The following is a 25,380-nucleotide window of genomic DNA, read 5'->3' as shown; positions in this document are numbered from 1 at the left end:
CCCTGTTTCTACAGGGCTTTTTTTATGGCCTCGATGCCGGGGCTCCCATTGCCTGCTTTGACGCCACGAGGTCGCGTGCCTGTTTACTAGTGGTAATTCGATAGATGAGAGGCAGTTACCAAAGAGGTAAAGTTCTCAAGAAATAAATATTGTTGCTATATGGAAATGGTTATTTTATAATTTCCTTACATAAATAATTATTTGAGGCAACATATGCACCTGCGCTTGACGCCATGGTGCGGTGTATTTTTGTTAAGCGGCACCTTGTGCGCCGCCGTGTCCGCGCAGACCCGTCCTGAAATCGCGCCGCCCCTTTCCAATCCGCCTGGCGCCAGCCAGCGCGACGATGCCAGCCAAGAACTGATCCGCCAGCAAGAACGTGAGCGCCTCCTGCGCCAGCAGCAGGAACGCACTCCCGACGTGCGCCTGCTCGAGGCGCCCGCGGCCGCCTCCGCCAACCGCCTGCCCGCCGGCGAATCGCCATGCTTCACGATTGACCAGCTGGTGTTGCGTGGCGAGGACGCAGCGCAATTCCAGTGGGCGCTGGCCGCCGCCGGGCGCGACGACCTGGGCGTGCCGGACTCTGCGCTGGGGCGCTGCCTGGGCACGCAGGCCATCAATGTACTGATGGGCCGGCTGCAGAACGCCATCATCGCGCGTGGCTATGTCACGACGCGCGTGCTGGCGGAACCGCAGGATTTGAGCAAGGGGACGCTGGCCTTGAGCGTGATATCGGGGCGTATCCGCCAGATCGGCTTTGCGCCCGGCACGAATCCCCGCGCCACGTGGTGGAATGCCGTGCCGGCGCGCCCGGGCGACTTGCTCAATGTCCGCGATACGGAACAGGCGCTGGAAAACTTCAAGCGCGTGCCGACGGCCGAGGCCGATATCCAGATCATGCCGGCCGAGGGCGGCAATGAGAAACCGGGCGAGAGCGACTTGCAGATCCAGTGGAAGCAGGGCTTGCCATTCCGTTTGGCGCTGGGCCTCGACGATGGCGGTTCGCGCTCGACGGGCAAGCTGCAGGGCAGCGTGACCCTGTCGTATGACCACTGGCTGACCCTGAACGACCTGTTTTACCTGAGCCTGAATCAGAACGTCGACGGCGACCGCGACGGCCCGCGCGGCACGGCCGGCATGGTGGCCCACTATTCGATTCCCTATGCTTACTGGCTGCTGGCCTTCACGGTCAGCGACAGCCATTACCACCAGTCCGTTGCCGGCATCAGCCAGGACTACAACTACAGCGGCGCCAGCCAGAATCGCGAAGTCAAGTTGTCGCGGCTGGTGTACCGCGACGCCTCGCGCAAGACGACTGTGTCGCTACGGGGCTGGCAGCGTTCCGCGCAAAACTTCATCGATGACACGGAAGTGGAAGTGCAGCGTCGTCGTATGGCCGGTTGGGAAGTCGGCATCGGCCACCGCGAATTCTTCGGCCAGGCCACGTTTGACGTCAACCTGCAATACCGGCGCGGCACGGGCGCGATGGAGGCGCTGGCCGCGCCTGAGGAAGCGTTTGGCGAGGGCACCTCGCGCATGCGCTTGCTGCTGGCCGACGCGGCCGTGTCGGCGCCGTTCACGCTGGCTGGCCAGCCGCTGCACTACACGGGCAGCTGGCGCACGCAGCACAACCGTACGCCGCTGGTGCCGCAAGACCGCTTCGCCATCGGCGGGCGCTACACGGTGCGCGGCTATGACGGCGAAAGCAGCCTGTCGGCCGAGCGTGGCTGGCTGCTGCGCAATGAAGTCGGCGTGCCGCTGGGCAGCAGCGGCCAGCAAGCGTATGCGGGACTCGATCATGGCGAGGTATCCGGGCCGTCCGCGGAATGGCTGATCGCGCGCCGCCTGACGGGCGGCTTCGTCGGCTTGCGGGGGCAATGGCTGGGCGTGCAGTACGACGCCTTTGTCGGCTGGCCCGTGCACAAGCCTGAACTCTTCCGCACGGCCAGCCATACGGCCGGTTTCAGCCTGAACGCCAGTTATTAATGTGAGACACCGCGACTATTCAGCCGTTCTCTTCTTTCTCTATCGCATCATTTAATTGTCACTAGGACATTTCATGAACAAGAACCTGTACCGCATCATCTTCAACAAACGCCGTGGCCAATTGATGGTCGTCGCCGAAAACGCTTCGTCGCAGGGCAAGGCGGCCAAGGGCGAAGGCAGCTTGACGAATGGCGTGTTTGAAGGCGATGGCGGTGGCGGGTTAAGTTTAAGTGTGAATGGCAAGTTACGGCCGCTGGCGCTGGCCGTGTTTGGCGCGCTGGGCATGGTGAGTTTTGTCGCCGGGCCGGCCATGGGACAGATCGTGGCCGACCCGAACGCGCCGGGCCGCCAGCGTCCGACCGTGGTGCAAAGCGCAAATGGCGTGACGCAGGTCAATATCCAGACGCCGAGCGCGGCAGGCGTGTCGCGCAATACCTACAGCCAGTTCGACGTGACGGCGAATGGCGCCATCCTGAACAATAGCCGCGGCAATGTGCAGACGCAGACGGGCGGCTGGGTGCAAGGCAATCCATGGCTGGCCGGCGGCAGCGCGCGCGTGATCCTCAATGAAGTCAATTCGGCCAACCCCAGCCAGCTGCGCGGCTATGTGGAAGTGGCGGGCCAACGCGCCGAAGTCGTGATCGCCAATCCGGCCGGCGTGGCCATCGACGGCGGCGGTTTCATCAATGCCAGCCGGGTCGTGCTGACGACGGGCACGCCGATGCTCAACGATGGCAGCCTGGACGGCTACATGGTACAGCGCGGTGTGGTCAGCATCAACGGCCGTGGCCTGGACACGTCGCTGAGCGACTACACGGCCATCCTGGCGCGCGCCGCACAGATCAATGGCGGCATCTGGGCGCAGGAATTGAAAGTGGTCACAGGAGCTAACCAGATCGATGCGGCGCATGGGGTGACGGGCCCCGTCGCTGGCGTTGGCCCGGCACCGGCTTACGCGCTGGACGTGGCGCAACTGGGCGGCATGTACGCAGGCAAGATCACCCTGGTCGGCACGGAAGCGGGCCTGGGCGTGCGCAATGCGGGCGTCTTGGCGGCCACGGCGGGTAATCTGGTGCTGCAATCGAATGGCTGGCTGAGCAACAGCGGCAATATCCAGTCCGCCGGCAGCGGCAGCCAGATGAGCATTGCGGTGACGGGCGACATGGCCAACAGCGGCACCGTGTATGCGGGCGGCGACAGCCAGGTTCAAGCGCAGGGCAATATTGCCAACAGCGGCGTGATCGCGGCCCAGGGCAATGCCAAGGTTCAAGCCACGGGGGCGGCTGCGCGCATTGATGCCACCGCCGGCTCGGTGCTGGCGGCTGGCTTGAATCTGGACAATACCTTGGCCACCAGCGGCAAGCTGAGCGTTTCTGCTGGCGATACCATTGCCGTGCATGGCACGGCCGTTGCCGGCGGCGACAGCAGCCTGGCGGCGGGCCAGCTGGACCTTGCTGGGGCGCAAGTTTCGGGTGGGAACGTCAGCCTGGGCGCCAGCGTCGGCGACCTCGATGCCAGCCATGCGCAGGTCACTGCGCGCGACCGCCTGCAACTGGACGCTGCGCACACCGTGCGCAGCGATGCGGCGCAGTTGACTGGCCAGCAGCTGGGCGTGAATGCGTACGGCTTGTCGAACGTGGGCGGCCAGATCATGCAACTGGGCAACAGTGATCTGGCCATACGCTTGCCGGGTGCGCTGGACAATACGCGCGGCGTCATCGCCACGAATAGCCAGGCCTTGCGCCTGCAGGCCGCCGGCCTGAGTAATCAGGACGGGCAAATTCAGCATGCGGGCACGGGCGCGCTGGAGATTGACGCCGCGCAAATCAACTTGCAGCGCGGCAGCATCCTCAGCAATGGCGCCATGGCGCTGACGGGCGAGCACATCGACCACCGCGATGCGCGCACGGTGGCGGGGCAGCTCAGCATCAACGCCGCTACCCTGGACAACCGGGGCGGCAGCCTGGCGCAGAGCGGCCAGGGTGCGACCGGCGTGCAGGTGCGCGGCGGGTTGGATAACCGCGGTGGTGCGCTGGAAAGCAATGGCGCTTTGAGCGTGCAGGCGGGCAATGTACAAAATCAGAAGGGCCGTATCGTCTCGGGCACGGATGTGGCGCTGTCGACAGGCGCGCTGGACAATACCGAGGCGACCCTGGCGGCGGGTCGCACATTGCGCCTCGACAGCGGGGACATCGACAATACGCGCGGCCAGATCCAGGCGCCGGCGGGCGATGCGGCCTTGACTGTGGCAAAACTGAACAATACGGCCGGCAGCGTCTTTGCCGGTGGCAATCTTGCTACCCGGGCCAGTGAAGTGCTCAATAGCGGTAACCTGTATGCAGCCGGTAGCCAGGCGCTGCAGGTGAGCGGCGCCGTCAGCAACAGCGGCGTGATTGCCGCGCTGGGCGACAACCGCATCGACGCCAGCCGCATCGATAGCGCTACTGGCAGCCTGCTGGGCGCCGGCATCCGCGCCGACGGCAGCCTGGCCGGCAGCGGCCAGTTGCAACTGACGGCCACGCAGGCGATCGCGGCCCACGGCCAGAACCTGGCGGCAGGCAAGACCAGCATGCATGCTTCCGCCATCGACCTGAGCGGCAGCCAGACGGGCGGCGCGGCGATTAGCCTGAACGCCAGCGCCGGTCATGTCGTGACCGATAACGCGCTGGTGACCACTACGGGTGTGCTGTCCGTGACGGCGGCCGGCAGCGGCCAGGCTCTGTCGAACGTGCGCGGCACCCTGAGCGCGGGCCAGTTGGATATCAAAACTGGATCGCTCGACAACCGCGGCGGCACCGTGATCCAGACGGGCACTGGCGACACGGTATTGACAGGCAGCACCCTGGACAACACGGGCGGGCGCATCGCCGTCAACAGCGCCAAGCTGGCGCTGACTGCGGAACAGGTGAATAACCGCGATGGCAGCATAGAACACGCAGGCACGGGCAGCTTGCACCTGGAAGCAACGCGTTTCGACGACGAACGGGGCAAGGTGACGGGCAATGGCCTGGTTGATATCCAGGCGGAAACAATTGATCACCGTCATGCCGTCACGACCGGGCAGCAGGTCACCGTGCAAGCCGGCCAGCTGGACAATAGCGACGGTACCCTGCAGCAGACGGGGGCAGGGCAGATGCGCGTGGATGTGGCGCAAACCCTGGACAATACGCGTGGCAACATTGCCGGCAATGGCAGCGTGCAGGTGCAAGCTAGTGTGCTGGACAACAGCAAGGGCCGTATCACGTCCGCTGCCTCGGCAGATATCACCAGCAAGGGCGCGCTGACCAACATGGATGGCGTGATGGCTGCGACCGCCGACTTGCATGTGGAAGGTGTAAATATTGACAACACGCGTGGTGTATTGCAGGCGGACAATTTACATCTTGACGCGGCGACCTTGCTGAACCAGCAAGGCACGGTCAGCGCCGGTTCGGACCTGACGGCGCGCCTCAGCGCAGACTTGAGCAACACGGGTCTGCTGTACGCGGGCCGCAACCAGCAACTGACGGTGGGCGGTGTGCTGAACAACAGCGGTTCCATCGCTTCCGTTGGCAACACCAATATTTCCGCTAATAAAGTGACCAGCAGCGGCTTGCTCGGCGCCGGCGTGAAAGCGGACGGCAGCTTGGGCGTGGCAGGTGATCTCACCATCAACACGGATGGCATCTTGCAAGCGAACGGCCAGAACCTGGCGGCGGGCAGTGCGGCGCTGACGGGCGCCAACGTGGACTTGTCGGGCAGCCAGACAGGCGCGGCGAACATCGCCATCATGGCCCTTGCTGGCGATGTCATCACCAGCACGGCGGTCATTTCCGCCAGCAACGTGCTGGCCATCACGGCCAATGCAAATAACGCCCAGTCACTGGTGAACAGCCAGGGCCAGCTGGTAGGTGGACAGTTGCAGCTGAACGTCGCGAACCTGAATAACGCCAGCGGCGACATCGTGCAAACGGGCACGGGCGATACCGTTATCACCACAGGCAAACTCGACAACACGGCTGGCCGCATCGCCGTCAACAGCGCTAACCTGGCTTTGAACGCCACGGTATTGACGAACGTCAATGGCAAGCTGGAGCATGCTGGCGCGGGCGTTCTGGCCATTAACGCAGGCCAGTTCAACAACCAGTACGGCAAGATCACGGGCAACGGCAAGCTCGACATCACGGCGGCCGCCTTCGACCATCGCAATGCGACGACGGTGGCGAATCAGCTGACCGTCAACGCCGGCAGCCTGAACAATCGTGCCGGCAGCCTGGCGCAAACGGGTACAGGTTTGATGAGCCTCAATGCCGCCGGCTCGCTGGACAACACGGGCGGCAAGATCGAGGGCAATGGCGACGCGCTGGTGAAGGCAAACACTTTGCTGAACAACACTGGCCGCATCGTGGCGGCGCAGGATGCCACGTTGAATGTAGATCGTCTGGACAATACGGAAGGGATCGTGGCCGCAGGGCGCAACCTGGCATTGAGCGGTGCTGACATCGACAATACCAAGGGCCAGTTGCAAGCCGTGGCCGGCAACGCCACCTTGACCGTGGCGAACTTGAACAATGCGGCAGGCAACGTGTTTGCCGGCGGCAATCTGAGCACCACGCTCGATACCTTGAACAACACGGGCAGCCTGTATGCAGCCGGCAACCAGACACTGAATGCCAGCGGCGCCATTGTCAATACGGGCGTCATCGCGGCGCAGGGCAATACAAGCATCACGGCGAAAACCCTCGACAGCGGCGCAACGAGCCTGCTTGGTGCCGGCATGCAAGCCGATGGCAAGCTGGGCACGTCTGGAGATCTGGCGATCAGCACCGCGCGAGCGCTGCATGCACACGGCCAAGTGCTAGCGGCAGGCAATGCCAATCTGACAGGCGCCACGCTCGACATCAGTGGCAGCCAGGCCAGCGCCGCCAACATCGGCCTGACGGCAACACAGGGCGATGTCATCACGAACAAGGCCGTGGTGACGACGCCGGGCACGTTGAACGTGACGACCGGCGCCGCGTTGCACAACACGGACGGTACCTTGCAGGCGGGCCAGCTCGACCTGCATGTGGCAAACCTGGACAACGGCAAGGGTACGTTGCTGCAAACGGGCACGGGTAACACCATCATCCAGACGGGCAATCTGGACAACACGGCTGGCCGCATCGCCGTCAACAGCAACAAGTTGACCCTCGATGCGACTACGCTGACGAACCGCGATGGCAAGATCGAGCATGCGGGAACCGGCATCCTGTCTGTGCAGGCAGGTGTGCTGGACAACAGCAAGGGCCGCATCACCTCGGCTGCATCGGCGGACATCGTCAGCAAGGGCGTACTGAACAATACCGACGGCGTGATTGCCGCGACTGCTGACTTGCACGTCGGCGGCACCGCACTGGACAACACGCGCGGCGTATTGCAAGCGGACAATTTACGTCTGGACACGGCGACCTTGCTGAACCAGCAGGGCACGGTCAGTGCAGCCACGGACTTGACGGCCAAAATCAGTGGTGACCTGAACAACGCCGGCCTGCTGTATGCAGGCCGCAACCAGCAATGGACGGTCGGCGGATTGCTGAACAACAGCGGTTCCATTGCTTCCGTCAACAACACCCATATTACCGCTGGCAAAGTGACCAGCAGTGGCTTGCTGGGCGCTGGCATCAAGGCGGACGGCAGCCTGGGCACGGCAGGTGATCTGACCATCAACGCCGATGGCGTCTTGCAAGCGAGCGGCCAGAACCTGGCGGCGGGCAATGCCGTGTTGACCGGCGTCAATGTGGATCTGTCGGGTAGCCAGACGGGCGCGGCGAATATCGCCATCACGGCAAATACTGGTGATGTACTGACGAACAAAGCCGTGATTTCCGCCAGCAACGTGCTGGCCATCACTGCTAACGCGAACAACGCTCAGTCACTGGTGAACAGCCAGGGCCAGCTGGTGGCTGGTCAGTTGCAACTGAACGTGGCGAATCTGAACAACGCCAGCGGCGACATCGTGCAGACGGGCACCGGCGACACCGTCATCACCACAGGAAAACTCGACAACACGGCGGGCCGCATCGCCGTCAACAGCGCGAACCTGGCCCTGAATGCGACAGTCTTGACGAACGTCAATGGCAAGCTGGAGCATGCTGGCGCGGGAGTGCTGGCCATTAACGCAGGGCAATTCAACAACCAGTCCGGCAAGATCACGGGCAACGGCAAGCTTGACATCACGGCGGCCGCCTTCGACCACCGCAATGCCACGACGGTGGCAAATCAACTGACCATCAACGCCGGCAGCCTGGACAACCGCGCCGGCAGCCTGGCGCAGACCGGCACCGGACTGATGACGGTGAGCGCTACTGGGCAACTGGACAACACGGGCGGCAAGATCGAGGGCAATGGTGATGCGCTGGTCAAAGCCCAGGTATTGCTGAACAACACAGGCCGCATCGTGGCGGCGCAGGATGCCGGGCTTACGGTAGGCAGCCTGGACAACACGGAAGGCACGGTGGCCGCAGGACGCCATCTGCAGCTGTCCGGTGGCGATATCGACAACACCAAGGGCCAGTTGCAGGCCGTGACCGGCAACGCCACCCTGAATGTGGCGAATTTGAACAATATCGCTGGCAATGTATTTGCCGGCGCCAACCTGAACGCGATACTGGCCAGCCTGAACAACACGGGCAGTCTGTATGCAGCCGGCAACCAGACACTGAATGCCAGCGGCGCCATTGTCAATACGGGCGTCATCGCGGCGCAGGGCAATACAAGCATCACGGCGAAAACCCTCGACAGCGGCGCAACGAGCCTGCTTGGTGCCGGCATGCAAGCCGATGGCAAGCTGGGCACAAGTGGTGACCTCATGGTTAGCGCCACGCAGGACCTCGCCGCACATGGCCAGATTCTGGCTGCGGGTAGCGCCAATCTGACCGGCACCAGCATCGATATCGGCGGCAGCCAGACCAGTGCCGCCAACATCGGCCTGACGGCAACCCAAGGTGACGTCAGTACGAACAAGGCGGTCGTCACGACGCCAGGCACATTGAACATCACGAGCAATGCCACCTTGCACAACACGGAAGGTACTTTGCAGGCGGGCCAGCTCGACCTGCATGTGGCAAACCTGGACAACGCCAGGGGCACTATCTTGCAGACGGGCACGGGTGACACGAACATCGTCACCGGCAATCTGGACAACACGGCCGGCCGCATCGCCGTCAACAGCGCAAACTTGAACATCGATGCCGTTAGCGTCACAAACAAAGAAGGCAAGATCGAGCACGCAGGCACGGGTACGTTGAATTTGCAGGCAGGCGTGCTGGACAACAGCAAGGGCCGTATCACGTCGGCTGCATCGTCGGACATTGTCAGCAAGGGCGTGCTGAACAATACGGATGGCGTAATTGCCGCGATTGCCGACTTGCATGTTGGCGGTGTTGCACTGGATAACACCCGAGGCGTATTGCAAGCGGACAATTTACATCTTGACGCGGCGACCTTGCTGAACCAGCAGGGCACGGTCAGTGCAGCCACGGACTTGACGGCCAAAATCAGTGGTGACCTGAACAACGCCGGCCTGCTGTATGCAGGCCGCAACCAGCAACTGACGGTCGGCGGATTGCTGAACAACAGCGGTTCCATTGCTTCCGTCAACAACGCCCATATTACCGCTGGCAAAGTGACCAGCAGTGGCTTGCTGGGCGCTGGCATCAAGGCGGACGGCAGCCTGGGCATGGCAGGTGATCTGACCATCAATGCCGATGGCGTCTTGCAGGCGAGCGGGCAGAACCTGGCGGCGGGCAATGCCGTGTTGACCGGCGTCAATGTGGATCTGTCGGGTAGCCAGACGGGCGCGGCGAATATCGCCATCACGGCAAATACTGACGATGTCGTGACGAACAAGGCGGTGATTTCCGCCAGTAACGTGCTGGCCATCACCGCTAACGCGAACAACGCTCAGTCACTGGTGAACAGCCAGGGCCAGCTGGTGGCTGGTCAGTTGCAACTGAACGTGGCGAATCTGAACAACGCCAGCGGCGAGATCGTGCAGACGGGTACCGGCGACACCGTCATTACCACAGGCAAGTTGGACAACACGGCGGGCCGTATCGCTGCCAACAGCGCGAACCTGGCGTTGAACGCGACGGTGTTGACGAACATCAATGGCAAGCTGGAGCATGCTGGCGCGGGCGTGCTGGCCATTAACGCAGGTCAGTTCAACAACCAGTTCGGCAAGATCACGGGCAATGGCAAAGTCGATATCACGGCAGCCACCCTGGACCACCGCAATGCGACGACGGTGGCCAATCAGCTGATCATCAACGCCGGCAGCCTGGACAATCGCAGCGGCAGCCTGGCGCAAACGGGTACAGGTTTGATGAGCCTCAATGCCGCCGGCTCGCTGGACAACACGGGCGGCAAGATCGAGGGCAATGGCGATGCGCTGGTAAAGGCCACCACCTTGCTGAACAGTACGGGTCGTATCGTGACGGCGCAGGATGCCACCTTGAACGTGAGTAGCCTGGACAATACGGAAGGGACGGTGGCGGCAGGGCGTCATCTGCAACTGTCCGGTGGCGATATCGACAACACCAAGGGCCAGTTGCAGGCCGTGACCGGCAACGCCACCCTGAATGTGGCGAATTTGAACAATATCGCTGGCAATGTATTTGCCGGCGCCAACCTGAACGCGATACTGGCCAGCCTGAACAACACGGGCAGTCTGTATGCAGCCGGCAACCAGACACTGAATGCCAGCGGCGCCATTGTCAATACGGGCGTCATCGCGGCGCAGGGCAATACAAGCATCACGGCGAAAACCCTCGACAGCGGCGCAACGAGCCTGCTTGGTGCCGGCATGCAAGCCGATGGCAAGCTGGGTACAAGTGGTGACCTCACGGTTAGCGCCACGCGGGACCTCGCCGCACATGGCCAGATTCTGGCTGCGGGTAGCGCCAATCTGACCGGCACCAGCATCGATATCGGCGGCAGCCAGACCAGTGCCGCCAACATCGGCCTGACGGCAACCCAAGGTGACGTCAGTACGAACAAGGCGGTCGTCACGACGCCAGGCACATTGAACATCACGAGCAATGCCACCTTGCACAACACGGAAGGTACTTTGCAGGCGGGCCAGCTCGATCTGTATGTGGGCAATCTGGATAACGCCAAGGGCACTATCTTGCAGACGGGCACGGGTGACACGAACATCGTCACCGGCAATCTGGACAACACGGCTGGCCGCATCGCCGTCAACAGCGCAAACTTGAACATCGATGCCGTCAGCGTCACAAACAAAGAAGGCAAGATCGAGCACGCAGGCACGGGGACGCTGAATGTGCAGGCGGGCGTGCTGGACAACAGCAAAGGCCGCATCACCTCGGCCGCTTCGGCGGACATCGTCAGCAAAGGTGTACTGAATAACACCGATGGCGTGATGGCAGCGACTGCTGACTTGCATGTGGGCGGTGTGAATATCGACAACACCCGAGGCGTGTTGCAGGCGGACAATTTACGTCTGGACGCGGCGACCTTGCTGAACCAGCAAGGCACGGTCAGTGCAGCCACGGACTTGACGGCCAAAATCAGTGGTGACCTGAACAACGCTGGCCTGCTGTACGCGGGCCGCAACCAGCAACTGACGGTGGGTGGTCTGTTGAGCAACACGGGATCGATTGCTTCCGTCAACAACACCCATATTACCGCTGGCAAAGTGACCAGCAGCGGCTTGCTGGGCGCTGGCGTGAAAGCGGACGGTAGCCTGGGCATGGCAGGTGATCTGACCATCAATGCCGATGGCGTCTTGCAGGCGAGCGGGCAGAACCTGGCGGCGGGCAATGTCGTGTTGACCGGCGTCAATGTGGATCTGTCGGGTAGCCAGACGGGCGCGGCGAATATCGCCATCACGGCAAATACTGGCGATGTCGTGACGAACAAGGCGGTGATTTCCGCCAGTAACGTGCTGGCCATCACCGCTAACGCGAACAACGCTCAGTCACTGGTGAACAGCCAGGGCCAGCTGGTGGCTGGTCAGTTGCAACTGAACGTGGCGAATCTGAACAACGCCAGCGGCGAGATCGTGCAGACGGGTACCGGCGACACGGTCATCACCACAGGCAAGCTGGACAACACTGCCGGGCGCATCGCTGCCAACAGCGCGAACCTGGCCCTGAATGCGACAGTGTTGACGAACGTCAATGGCAAGCTGGAGCATGCTGGCGCGGGCGTGCTGGCCATTAACGCAGGTCAGTTCAACAACCAGTTCGGCAAGATCACGGGCAATGGCAAAGTCGATATCACGGCAGCCACCCTGGACCACCGCAATGCGACGACGGTGGCCAATCAGTTGACGGTGAACGCCGGCAGCCTGGATAACCGCGCTGGCAGCTTGGCGCAGACCGGCACCGGACTGATGACGGTGAGCGCTACTGGGCAACTGGACAACACGGGCGGCAAGATCGAGGGCAATGGTGATGCGCTGGTCAAAGCCCAGGTATTGCTGAACAACACAGGCCGCATCGTGGCGGCGCAGGATGCCGGGCTTACGGTAGGCAGCCTGGACAATACGGACGGCACGGTGGCCGCAGGACGCCATCTGCAGCTGTCCGGTGGCGATATCGATAATACCAAGGGCCAGTTGCAGGCCGTGGCCGGCAATGCCACCTTGAATGTGGCGAACTTGAACAATACCGCAGGCAATGTGTTTGCCGGCGCCAACCTGAGCGCGACACTGGCCAGTCTGAACAACACGGGCAGCATGTACGCAGCCGGCAACCAGACCTTGACCGCCAGCGGCGCTATCGTGAACACGGGCGTCATCGCGGCACAAGGCAACAACAGCATCACGGCAAAGACACTCGACAGCAGCGCAAGCAGCCTGCTTGGTGCCGGCATGCGGGCTGATGGCAAGCTGGGCACGGCTGGCGACCTGACGATCAGCACTACACAAACGCTGGCTGCGCACGGCCAAAACCTGGCGGCAGGCAATGCCAAACTGACTGGCGGCACGCTCGATATCGGCGGCAGCCAGACCAGCGCGGCGAACATCGGCCTGACGGCAACACAGGGTGATGTCATGACCAGCAAGGCGATCGTCGCGACAACGGGTACCTTGAACGTCACGACAAACGCCACCTTGCACAACACGGAAGGCAGCTTGCAGGCGGGCCAGCTCGACCTGCACGTAGGCAATCTGGACAACGCAAAAGGCACGGTGTTACAGACCGGCGCGGGCGATACCGTCATCCGGACGGGTAATCTGGACAATACTGGTGGGCGCATTGCCGTCAATAGCAGCAATCTGATCCTCGCAGCGAACGCAATCACGAATGCCGCTGGCAAGATCGAGCATGCGGGAGCGGGAACGCTGGCAATCACGACGCCAGCCTTCAATGGTGCCGGCGGGACGATTACGGGCAATGGCCTGGTCGATATCGTTGCCGGCACGTTCAACCACAGCATGGCGACCACTTCGGCCCAGCAATTGCGTATTACGGCCGATGCGATGAGCAATCAGGGCGGCAAATTGCAGTCGACAACGGCGCTCACGGTGCAGGTGGCGCAGGAGTTGGACAATCGCAGTGGCGTCATCGCAGCAAATGGCGTGCTGCAAATGACGACAGGCAGTCTGGAGAATGCAAAGGGCAATATTAGCGCACAAGGCGATGTCACAATATCGTCGCAGGGTGCACTGAACAACAAGGAAGGCACGATCGTTGGCAAGGAGAATGTGCAGGTACATGCCTTGGCCTTGGACAATACGCAGGGCGTAGCGCAAGCCGCGCGTGGTGCCTTGGGTGTGACGGCTGCCAGCCTGGTCAACGCCGCCGGCGAACTCAGTGCCGCCACCGACCTGACGGTGGCAGTCACTGGCGACATGCTTAACAGCGGCTTGCTGTACGCAGGCGCCCAGCAGTCGCTGGACGTAGCCGGCAGCCTGGTCAATACCGGATCCATCGCTGCGTTGGGCAATACGAGCGTGAAGGCGGGCAGCTTGTCCGGCAACGGCTTGCTGGCGGCTGGCTTGACGACGAATGGCGCGCTTGCGCAGGTGGGCGACTTGACTGTGCGCAGCACTGGCGTCCTGCAGGCAGGCGGCAAGAATCTCGCGGCCGGCACTGTTGCGCTCAGTGGGGCATCGCTGGACCTGGCAGGTAGCCAGACCAGTGGCAGCAATATTACCTTGAACGCTGGCAGCGGCAACATCACGACCGCCAAGGCGGTGCTCGCTACGGCTGGTTTGCTGAGTATTACGGCCAGCGCGCAGAATAGCCAGGCGCTGCTCAATCAAGGTGGCCAGTTAAGCGCCGGGCAGCTTGATGTCAAGGTGGCTAACCTCAATAATGCCGGCGGCAGCATCATCCAGACGGGAAGTGGCGATAGCGCCATCAACCTGGCTGGAGCGGGCCAGCTGGACAATACTGCCGGGCGTATCGCAGTCAACAGCCGCAATCTCCAGTTGACGGCAGGAACCTTGACCAACGTGGACGGCAAGATCGAGCACGCGGGTAGCGGCACACTGGGCATCAGCGTGGCTAACCTGTATGGGCAACGCGGCCAAATTACAGGTAACGGCGCGCTCGACGTGCGCGCCACTTATATCGATCATCGCAACGCCAGCGCCATGGCGCAGCAACTGAGCGTCACCACCGCCATACTGGACAATCGCCAGGGCGAATTATTGCAGCTGGGCAAGGGCAACACATCGCTCACGGCCAGCGCCAGTCTCGACAACGCTGGCGGCAGGATTGAAAGCAATGGTGGCCTGGCGCTGCAAACGGCAGAATTGCGCAATCAGAGCGGTCGCGTGCTGTCTGGCGGCGTGCTGGACGTAACCACCAGTGCGAAACTCGACAACAGCGGCGGCACATTGGCTGGCGCTACCGGGCTGGCCCTGACCGCAGGCGATGTCACCAACACGCGCGGTACCTTGCAGGCGGTTACCGGCGATGCCAGATTGCAAGTGAAAGACCTGGACAATAACGGCGGCAGTGTCCTTGCCGGTGAACAATTGGTCACGCAGGCAGCCAATGTCAGCAATAGCGGCAGCATGTACGGCGCATCGCAAGTGCTGAATGCCACGGGACTGGTGAGCAACAGCGGTACGATTGCCTCGCTTGCCAATACCAGCATCACGGCCGCCAGCCTCGACAGCGGGGCGGGCGGCCTGCTGGCGGCGGGCATGCAGGCGGACGGCAAACTGGCAGGCACAGGGAGTCTGCTGGTCACGACGGCGCAGCAATTGCGCGCAGCCGGGCAAAATCTGGCGGCAGGCAATATGAGCATGACGGGCAGCGGCGTCGATCTTGCTGGCAGCGTGAATAGCGCGGCGAACATCGCGTTGACGGCGACGCAGGGTAATGTCAGCACGGCCGGCGCCAGCATCGGCACGGTCGGTACGCTGAATGTGAGCGCGCAAGCCGGCAATGGCCAGACGTGGGATAACAGCCGTGGCGATATCGTGGCCGGTCAACTGGTGGTGCAGACAGCTAACCTGAACAATAGCAAGGGCAGCATCGTGCAGAGCGGCAGCGGCGATACGGCCATTGTCATGCGCGCGCCAAATGGCGCACTCGATAATACCGATGGCCGGATTGCCGTCAATAGCGCCAACCTTACCCTGGGTGCCGCAATGCTGAGCAATGCCGGCGGGCGGATCGAGCATGCTGGCCTGGGTCAGTTGGCAATCGATACCGGAGCCTTGAACGGGCAGGGGGGACAGATCACTGCCAATGGCAGCCTGAAGATCACCGCTGGCAGTATCGATTTTCGCAAGGCCAGTACGCAGGCTGGGCAGTTGACCATCGACAGCGGCAGCCTGGATAACCGTCAGGGAGAACTGGTGCAGCTGGGGCAGGGCGCCAGCAATATCCGCATCGCGCAAGTTCTGGACAATCAAGGTGGCTTGATCGCCAGCAATGGCAATACCACCGTCAGCGCGCAGGTCATCAACAACCAGGGCGGCACGGTACAGGCGGCGGGCAGCGCCACCTTGGATCTGAGCGCCGGCACTTCTTTGAATAATGACAACGGCGGCAAGATCGCAGCGGGAGGCGCCGCGACGCTTCAGGCCGGCAGTATGTCGAACCGCGGCGGCAACCTGACGACGGGCGGAAGCCTTGCACTGACCTTGAACCAGGCGCTCGACAATAAGGACGGCCTGGTGGCCGCGAATGGCAATCTCGGCATCCAGGCTGCCAGTATCGACAATACGGGCGGCAAACTGGCCAGCGTCACGGGCGATCTGCGCGCGACCACGGGCCAGCTGCGCAACGACAGCGGGCAAATCCAGGCCGGCGCGGACGTTGTTTTGCAAAGCACCAGCCTTGGCAATACGCTGGCTTCCGGCTATGCCTCCGCCGGCAGCATCGTGGGCCGCAACGTCAGCATCGATACGGCGGGACAGGGCTTGAACAATGTCCAGGGAACCATCGTCGCCACGCAAGTACTGAATCTGCAAACGGGGGAGCTGAACAATCACGGTGGTTTGCTGCAAGCAGGCAATGCGATCGTCATCAACACCCATGGCCAGGCGCTCGATAACACCGATGCCGCAGCGTATGCGGCTAGCCATGCCGGCAGCAATGGCGGCATCAGCAGCGGCGGGACGCTGACACTGGCGACTGGCGCCTGGAACAACGCGGCTGGTTTCCTGGGCGCGGCGGGGCAGGTAGGCGGCAGCAGCGGCTATATCAATAATCTGGGCGGAAAAATTGTCTCCAGTGGCGGCCTGGAACTGTCCATCGGCGGGCTGGCCAATCAGGGCGGACAAGTGCAAGTGGTCGGCAACCTGGGCTTGCAGGCGGGCGCCGGCACGATCGACAACACGTCCGGACTGATACGTGGCGGCGCCGCCGTCACGCTGGGGGCTGGCGCCATCGTCAACCAGGCAACGCAGGGGGCCGACAAGGGAATCGAAGGCCGCGACGTCAACCTGTCGGCAGGCACGATCAATAACAGCCAGGGTGGCTTGCGTGCAGGCAATAACCTGAGCATCAACAGCAACGGCAGTGTGAACAATACATCCGGGCTGATCAGTGCGAACAATACCGTCAGCGTCAAGGACGAGGGCGCCAGCCGCGGCCTGAGCATCAGCAATGACGGCGGCACCATCATCGGCGGCGAATTGACGGCGATCAAGGCGGCGGGCTTGAGCGGTAGAGGCAACGTGATGTCCAGGGGCGATCTGAGCCTGGATTTGAGCGGCAATTACATTGTCGAAGCGGGGGCGCAGGTGATTGCCAACCGTAACGCCAGTCTCAGCGTAGGTGGCAGCCTTGTCAACGCGGGCAAGGTCCAGGCAGGCCAGATACTGGCTCTCAATGCCTACAGTCTCGACAACACCAGCAGTGGCGACATCAATGCCGGCACCACCAGGGTGAATGTCGCGACGATCCTTAGTAACCGCGGCGTGATCGATGGCGTGAATACGCAGGTCGATGCGGGCACGCTCAACAATACCGGCAGCGGGCGCATCTACGGCACTGCGCTCAGTATCGGGGCGGGCACGCTGAACAACGATGTGGAGGGCGGCGTTGCCGCCACGATAGCGTCGCGCGGCAGCCTCGATATCGGCGCCACCACCATCAACAACCGGGAACATGCGCTGATCTTCAGCTCTGGGGACATGGCGATCGGCGGCAGTCTTGATGGCAACCGCTATGCCGCAGGCGCTGTAGCCAGCCTGACCAATGCCAGCGCCACCATTCAGGCCATGGGTAACTTGGCGCTGAGGGCTGGCGAAATTACCTTGTTGAACAATCACTTTGCTGTGGAGTTTTCTGCCCCGGTCCAGACGGAATATATCACTGAGTATGAAACACAAGATGGCGCACGTTATTCTGCCAATGCACCAGGCATTAAGACTATCCTGGAGAGCAACGGTAATCGGCGACTGGTGAGTCCCTATCCCGCAGCACGCAATTATGACTTCCGGAAATACACCATCACGCGTACTACCAGTACCAGTACGGTGACAGAAACGGATCCTGCTGTCATCAGCGCGGGAGGCAATCTGACGGTGGATGCCTACAAAATCCGCAATGAAAACAGCCGCTTTGTGGCGGGCCAGGTGCTGAAAGTCAAGGGTGCCATCGAAGAAAATATCTCTACAGGTAATCAGACCTTGATTACCGAAACAGGTTCGGTGACTGAGTACGAGTATCTTGACATGGCAAGGCCAGCGAATGCTGTGAATTGGGAAGTAGGTCACTATACGCGCTCTTATGGCAATACGAGAACGATCAAGGGATCGGACACGCCGTCGTCGGGCGGCGCACCCTCCAACAGCGTCGGGGCACGCGCGAATGTCTCCTCTGCCGGAGCAAGCAGTGGCGCTGGCGCCGCCAATGTCAGTGTCTGGCTCAACACGGTAGGCAATACAGCGGGTTCCGTTGCCGGCGTGGCTGCCAGTAGCGGCCAGGGTGCGGCCAGTGTTGGTGCAGCCAGTGGACCAGGAGATAGCCAACTGGGCAATGTCGGCGGCACGGGCGGGGTCGCTTCGGTGGCGGGCCAGACGGTGTCTGCGGTCGACGGCGGCAGCGCCGATATCCATATGTCCTCTATCCTGCGCTCCAACGTCGGCACGGGCACCAATGTGGCCAGTGCTGGCGTGGCCAGCGGCAGTGGCGGCTTGCAAGGCAGCGACCGGGCCGGCCAAGCTGGCCAGGCCGGCAGCATTTCCGCCGTGGCAGCGGCAGGCGTGGACGCGGCGGTTGGTGAGGGGACAGCCAGCGGCATCGGCGATCCGAGCCAATTGGCATTCCAGTCGCAGGGAGGCCCGAACAGTGTAAACGGCGCAGCAGGCTTGCATGGCAGCGACCGTGCCGGCAACGCGGGCCAGGCAGGTGCGATCGGTGCCGTTGCGGGGCCGAATGCAATGCTCAACGCCGGTACCGGCGCCGTTGCCAGCACCGGAAGTCTGCGGGTGGATGCTCAGGGCGGACCTGCGGGAGTCCAGGGGGCCAGTGGTCCTGGCGGCAGCGACCGCACGGGCAGCGCCGGCCAGGCTGGCAGTGTGGGAAGGGTAGCTGGCAGCAATGTGGCCGTGGCGGGTGCGCCAGCCTTGGGCGGCGTCGATACGGCGGGCCTCGCTGTGGGCGCCGTAGCTGGCCCGGCTGGCGTTGCTGGTGCTAAAGCGATTAATGGCAGCGATCGGACCGGCAATGCGGGTGTGGCGGTGCTGCCTGGCGCGGTGGCGGGAAGTGCCTTGTCCAAGGTCGATGGCGCGGCAGGCGCCACGCAGGCGGCTGTGGGGACGGGCACGCAAGCTGCCATCGGCACGGCGGCTGGCGCTGCTGGCAAGGTCGCGGCAGGCCCTGGCGCAGGCCAGGCGCGCTCGCCGCTGATCCGGCAAGTGGCGCTGGCCAATCCGGGTGGAAAGGCGGAAGTCGTCAGGACCGGGGCCAAACCCCTGCAACTGCCGAATGCCAGCCTGTTCAAGATCAGTCCTTCGACGTCGGCCAAGTATCTGGTTGAGACCGATCCTCGCTTTGCCGAGTACCGCACCTGGACGGGTTCGGACTACATGAGCAGCAAAATGCAACTGGATCCCGCCGTCACGCAAAAGCGGCTGGGCGATGGCTTCTATGAGCAGCAACTGGTACGCGAGCAGGTCGCCGACCTGACTGGCCACCGGTTTACTGGTGACTATAGCAACGACGAAGAGCAATTCCGCGGCTTGATGGACGCCGGCGTCAGCTATGCCCAGCAACATGGCCTGCGCCCCGGCGTGGCACTGACGCCGGAACAGATGGCGGCATTGACCAGCGACATCGTCTGGCTGGTCGAGCGCGAAGTCACGCTGGCCGATGGCAGCACGCAAAAGGCGCTGGTGCCGCAAGTGTACGTGCGGTTGCGTGCCGATGACATTGACGGCACAGGTGCCTTGTTGGCCGGCAAAAATGTCGATATCAATATCACCGGCGACCTGACCAACAGCGGCACCATTGCCGGGCGTGACGTGGTGTTGCTCAATGCGGAGAACGTCAATAACCTCGGTGGCCGCATCGATGGCGATGCGGTTGCCGTCGCCGCCCGCAATGACCTCAACAACATCAGCGGGACTATTTCCGCGAACAGCACGCTGCAAGCCAGCGCCGGACGGGACATCAATATCGCCACTGGCACGCTCGATGGCGGACACGTGATCGACCGCGTGGCGGGCCTGTATGTCAGTGGCGGCGCAAGCGGCAGCGGCAACATGATTGTTTCTGCAGGGCGCGATGTCAGCATCACGGGCGCAATCGTCAGCAATACCGAGCCTGGTGGAGCGACGAGCCTTTCGGCCGGGCGCGACTTGAGTATTGGTTCGGTCGTCGCAAAAGCCACGAACGCTGTGGGGTCGGATTTTGCCAAGGAGCTGGTCAGCGACGTGCAAAGCGACAAAGTGGCATTGATGGCAGGAAACGATATCAATATCCGCGCGAGTGGCGTCGTTGCCGAAACGCAGCTGCTGGCCAGTGCGGGCCGCGACATCAACCTGGTGACGACGATCGTCAGTGATTCCAGTGTAAATCTGCGGGACCGAAAAACCATCAGCGACAGCAGTACGGTCGTCGACAAGGTGGCGGGCCTGTACGTCACGGGCACCGGCGAGGGAAATACGCTGATTGCCCAGGCGGGGAGAGATATGACACTCACCGCTGGCGTCATCGCCAATGCTGGCGTGAATGGCCAGACCAGCCTGATCGCGGGCAATAACCTGACCCTCAATACCGTTACCGTCGCCTCGACGCACGATGAAGTGCGCAATGCGGACAATTACCGAAAAGAAAGCAAGACGGGCGAAGTGGGTAGTCAGATCATCGGTGCCGGCAATGTCAATTTGCAGGCAGGAAATGATTTGCTGGCGCGTGCAGCCGATGTGCAAGCGGGCGGGGCGCTGGGATTGGTGGCGGGCCATGACATCAGCCTGGTCAATGGCGTGGCCACCGACAGCCTGGATGTGGCAAGCAAGGTCAAGAAAAGCGGTACTTTCTCCAGCAAAACGACGACCACGCGCGATCTCGTGCAGACCGGTACGGCGCTGGGGACTTCATTGACGGGCAATACCGTCGATATCGTTGCCGGGCATGACCTGAAGGTGGCGGGTTCATCGGTACTTGCGCACGAGGCCGCCAATTTACTGGCGAAAAACGATATCAGCATCGAATCTGTCGGGCTGGACGGCAAGGAAATCCATTCCAAGGAAGTGAAAAAGAGCGGCACCTTTGGCCTGAGCAAGTCGCTGACCAGCCAGGCCGACGATGGCCGCACCGTTACCCAGGCTGGCAGCGCGATCAGCGGCGGCAGTGTGACGATGGTGGGCGGGCGCGACGTTGCCATCAAGGGCAGCACGGTGGTGGCGGATGGCAATATTGACTTGACCGCCTTGCGCAACCTGAGCATCGTCAGTGCCGAGAATGACAAGGACACGACGTCCAGCAGCTTCAGCAAGAAGTCCGGCTTTATCGGCAGCATCAACCAGCCGGCTTTCGGCACGGTAAAAACCACCAGCGATGGCAAGAGCACGGGCGTGGCGCAAGTGGGCAGCCAGATTGCCAGCCTGGGCGGGAATGTTTCGCTGCGCGCGGGCGAGACCTACACGCAGACGGCCAGCGAAGTACTGGCGACCGGCGCGGGTGCGAGTGGCGGCTTGCCTGGCGATATCAGCATCGTGGGCAAGAATGTGTTGATCAAGGAGGCGTACAACAGCAATACCAGCGAGCAGCACACGACCTTCAGCAAGGTGGCCCTTGGCGGTACGGTCAACGTGCCGATTGTTGACGCGGTGAAAAGCATCGGCAGCCTGGCACAGGCAGCCGAACAGACGAAGGACTCGCGCATGCAGGCCCTGGCGGCCGTGACTTTGGCATCGAAAGCCAAGGATCTGGCTGGATTGGCCTCGGAGGGCTTGACGGATAAGGGCATCAAGATCAGCGTCAGCCTGGGCAGCAGCAAGAGCGAAAGCGAAATGCACCAGAGCAGCAGCACGGTGGTCGGCAGCGCCGTCAATGCTGCGGGCAACGTCAGCATCATTGCGACCGGGGCAGGGGCGGACAGCGACTTGACGGTAGCTGGCAGCAAGATTGCTGCGGGTGGTAATCTTACCTTGTTCGCCGATGACAAGATCAACCTGCTCGCGGCGCAAAACACGGCGACGCAAACGAGCAAGAACAGCAGCAGCGGCTCCAGCATCGGCATCGGCTATACCATTGGTGGAGCGCAGAATGGCTTCAGCCTCGATATTGCCGCAAACAAGGCACGCGGCAAGGCTGATGGCACGGACAATTACTACACCAACACCTATGTGACAGCGGGCAAGACGGCGACCATCGTCAGCGGTGGCGATACGACCTTGCAAGGCGCGATCCTGGCAGCGGATACGGTCAAGGCCGCCATCGGCGGCAACCTGAACATTATCAGTTTGCAAGATACAAGCACCTACGCCAGCAAGAGCAGCAGCGCGGGCTTCAATATGAGCTTGTGCATTCCCCCTGCCTGCTATGGCGCCAGCACCGTCGGCGGCAGCATTTCGCAGAGCAAGGCCAAAGGTGATTTTGCCAGCGTCACGGAACAATCAGGCATCAAGGCGGGCGATGGCGGGTTCCAGATCAACGTCGCCGGCAATACCGATTTGCAGGCGGGCGTGATTGCCAGCAGCGGCAAGGCGATTGTCGATGGCAAGAACTCGCTGATCACGGGTACCTTGACGACGAGCGAGCTGCAAAACAAGGATGAGCATTCAGCGAGCGGGTTCAGCTTGAGCGGATCGTTGGAAGCCAAAGTTGGGACGCAGAATACGGCGAGTACGCCGGAGAAAATCGCTGCAGCGAACAGCAAATCGGGGTCGAGTGGCTCTGCTGGATTTGGTAGCGTGTCAGGCAGCCAAGGAAGTACCACGACATCCGGGATTAGCGGCGGCGCAATCTTGATCAGTGACGCGCAGAAACAAGAAGCATTGACGGGCAAGACAACGGCAGAGATGTTGGCAGGTCTGAATCGTGATGTGAGCAGCGAAAAAGATAGTAGTGGGGCACTAAAGAAAGGCTGGGACGGCAAAAATCTGGACCAAGAAGTGCAGGCGCAGGTGGCGATTACAGAGGCGTTCAGTAAGGCTGCCACTGCTGAAATCGGAAAATTTGCGAACGGAAAGCTGGACGAGGCCGACAAGCTGAAGAAGGCGGCAGCGGATGTACCGGATGGGGCGCAACGTGAGGAGATGTACAAGCAAGCAGCCGAAATTGAGCATAACTGGAGTGAAGGAGGTTCCTCGCGTGTATTGGCCAACGCGTTGGCTGGCGCCTTGGGGGGAGGGCTGGGTGGTGCGGTGGCAAGCGCTGGAGGGAGTAGCGTATCAGGCCTGCTTTACCATGCAAATATTCCTGAGTCCTTGAAGGCACTATCCTATGAGCAACAAGCACGTGTGCAGAAACTTGCAACCGATGCCGGGTTCAATGAGTTCACGTCGAAGGAGGATTGGGAAGCACTGAGGCTCCTAACTAATCTCCGGTTTGACCCCGAGTCTCAAAATCTTCCCCAGAATGAGGTAAATCGTCGCATAGGAAACTACTTGAGTTTGCTTGGCGCATCCCCACAACAAATTGCCGAAGTCACGGCCAATTTTGCAAATGCGGGACTTTCTGTAGTTAACACTCCACGTACGCCGAATGTGGAGGTCAGGCTGATGGGCAATACTGATGCGCCCATGGGCGACGCTGAACATCAGTATGCGCAGGTTGGCCAGAAGCCAGGGCCTTTCTTGGGTACAGAAATCATAGATCAAGGGACGCAAGGGGTCGGCGGTGTTTTAATTACTATCGGAAACTACGTCGAAAGTAATATGGTTGCCAAATATACTTTGGAAACGCTTGATTTCGCCTCTGGCCCTATCATCTATGGGGTGAAGAAGATACCCGCAGTAGAAAACCTCACCGGCCAGGTGACGGAAGTTGTGAGTGGCTATTTCGGCAGCGGATTTGAGGAGGCAGGATACAATGATGAGGCTGTCAAAAAAGGAACAATTGGTGCAACGGGTATTGTGGGATTGGGTTTCGAGGGGTTTGCGGGGACATTGAAGAAACTCGGAGGAATAGGTGGAATATTCAAGAAAGGCAAGATACTTTCTGCCGAATCTAATATTGATATACCACCAGCCAAAGATGTTTTAACAGAAATTGAAAAAGTTGAATCCATTGGGAAAATTGGAGGAAATACCGAGCAAGCCTTAAAGTCTGGTCGGACGTTATTGGAAGAAGGCCGCCTTTCGGAAGTGTGGAAGTTCCACCCAACAACTAGAGGGACGGTTATAGAAGATTTGCTTTCAAAAACAGAATATAAAGAATGGTATAATATTGGGCAAAGTAATTCCGGTTATTTCCCATTGATAGACTTTCAACTTGGAAAGAACGTTGTAAGTTTGAAGACTATAGATACTACGGGGAAAGGCTGGGCCGGAACGATGATGAAAGAAATTGAAAAACTCGGAGATCGAGCTATAAAAGTTGATGGTGTGCCAGCCAATAAAATTCTTGACATTAGAGTTCAGCCAGGAGGGATGGATGCGGCTAAGTTTCTAATTGATCACGGCGCAGAAAACGGGATAACCGTAATAATAAAGGAATTTAAATGAAAAAAGATTTCAGAGAAAGATTGGATGTTGTTTTTGCATATGGGGTTACTCAGAAAAAGATTGGACTGGTAGATGGTTCGGTTGTTTTTGAAGAAGCGGCGGAAAATTTTGGGGTAGACGGGGTATCTGTTTTTAAAAAGATAGTGGAGTATCTGAAGTCAAAGAATGTGTTTAATTGCACGACAATTGATGGGGATTTTGTTTCTTTGGATGGTTTTTATTCCAAAATAAAGAAAAGCGGAAAATGGGTTATTCCTGTGAATGCCGGAGGAATGTCATTTAGGTTTGGAAGCGTGCTGGATAGAGAACATTGCTTTTTGGTGGTGCAGGAAATTGATTTTAATTTAAATACTAATTGGGATGAGCTTGTTAGTATTTTTTGCGATGAAATTTTTTTTGTTCAGGCATGGGTTTCAAATGCTGAGTTTAATTTTTGGCAAAATCAAACAGATGTTGATTTATTTGTAAAAAAAGGTGTTTCTCAGTCCGATTTGAAAATAATTTCAAATGGTTTGCCGCCGCCATTGGATATTTCTATCGTTGATATATCAAGTAATCCAGGTAGGAGGATTCTACGGGATGGATATGTCGAGGCGATTGGCAGAAAAATGTGGCTCAGTGATTTGTTTTGGAAGCCTGTCGGATTTGAAAGAAAGATAAAGATTTTTAAAAATGATAATTTCATAGTGCGTGAAAAAGGTTCTATTGTTATCGTGGAAACAGATGGGATCTGTTTTCTCGATGATGCTAGCAGGGGAAAACAGTTATCGTTAAGAGAGGCTTTGTATGGCTAACGTAGGGCCGGAGTCAGGTCCCAA

General features: G+C 60.4%; 3 protein-coding genes. All 3 read left to right on the top strand.

Annotated elements, in window-relative coordinates:
- Positions 1–213 precede the first annotated feature (213 nt).
- The 3 genes from OX459_RS12810 (at position 214) to OX459_RS12800 (ending at position 25,356) form a co-directional block, all read left to right on the top strand.
- Positions 214–1,986 (top strand): ShlB/FhaC/HecB family hemolysin secretion/activation protein, encoded by a 1,773-nt coding sequence (locus tag OX459_RS12810; RefSeq protein ID WP_289905326.1) that lies wholly within the window; start codon positions 214–216, stop codon positions 1,984–1,986.
- 73 nt (positions 1,987–2,059) lie between these two features.
- Positions 2,060–24,562: a filamentous hemagglutinin N-terminal domain-containing protein gene (locus OX459_RS12805; protein WP_289905325.1), complete on the top strand. Its 22,503-nt coding sequence runs from the start codon at positions 2,060–2,062 to the stop codon at positions 24,560–24,562.
- On the top strand, positions 24,559–25,356 hold the full coding sequence (locus tag OX459_RS12800) for a hypothetical protein (RefSeq protein WP_289905324.1): 798 nt from the start codon (positions 24,559–24,561) through the stop codon (positions 25,354–25,356). Before OX459_RS12805 ends, OX459_RS12800 begins: the two co-directional genes overlap by 4 nt.
- The last annotated feature ends 24 nt before the right edge of the window (positions 25,357–25,380 follow it).

The organism is Janthinobacterium sp. SUN026 (assembly GCF_030397625.1).
Classification (GTDB): Bacteria; Pseudomonadota; Gammaproteobacteria; order Burkholderiales; family Burkholderiaceae_D; genus Janthinobacterium; species Janthinobacterium kumbetense.
This window is presented reverse-complemented; position numbering and strand designations above follow the sequence as displayed.

Bases quoted from the DNA above. Each gene is read 5' to 3' on its own strand.
- OX459_RS12810 (WP_289905326.1), top strand. From the start codon at position 214: ATGCACCTGCGCTTGACGCCATGGTGCGGTGTATTTTTGTTAAGCGGC.
- OX459_RS12805 (WP_289905325.1), top strand. From the start codon at position 2,060: ATGAACAAGAACCTGTACCGCATCATCTTCAACAAACGCCGTGGCCAA.
- OX459_RS12800 (WP_289905324.1), top strand. From the start codon at position 24,559: ATGAAAAAAGATTTCAGAGAAAGATTGGATGTTGTTTTTGCATATGGG.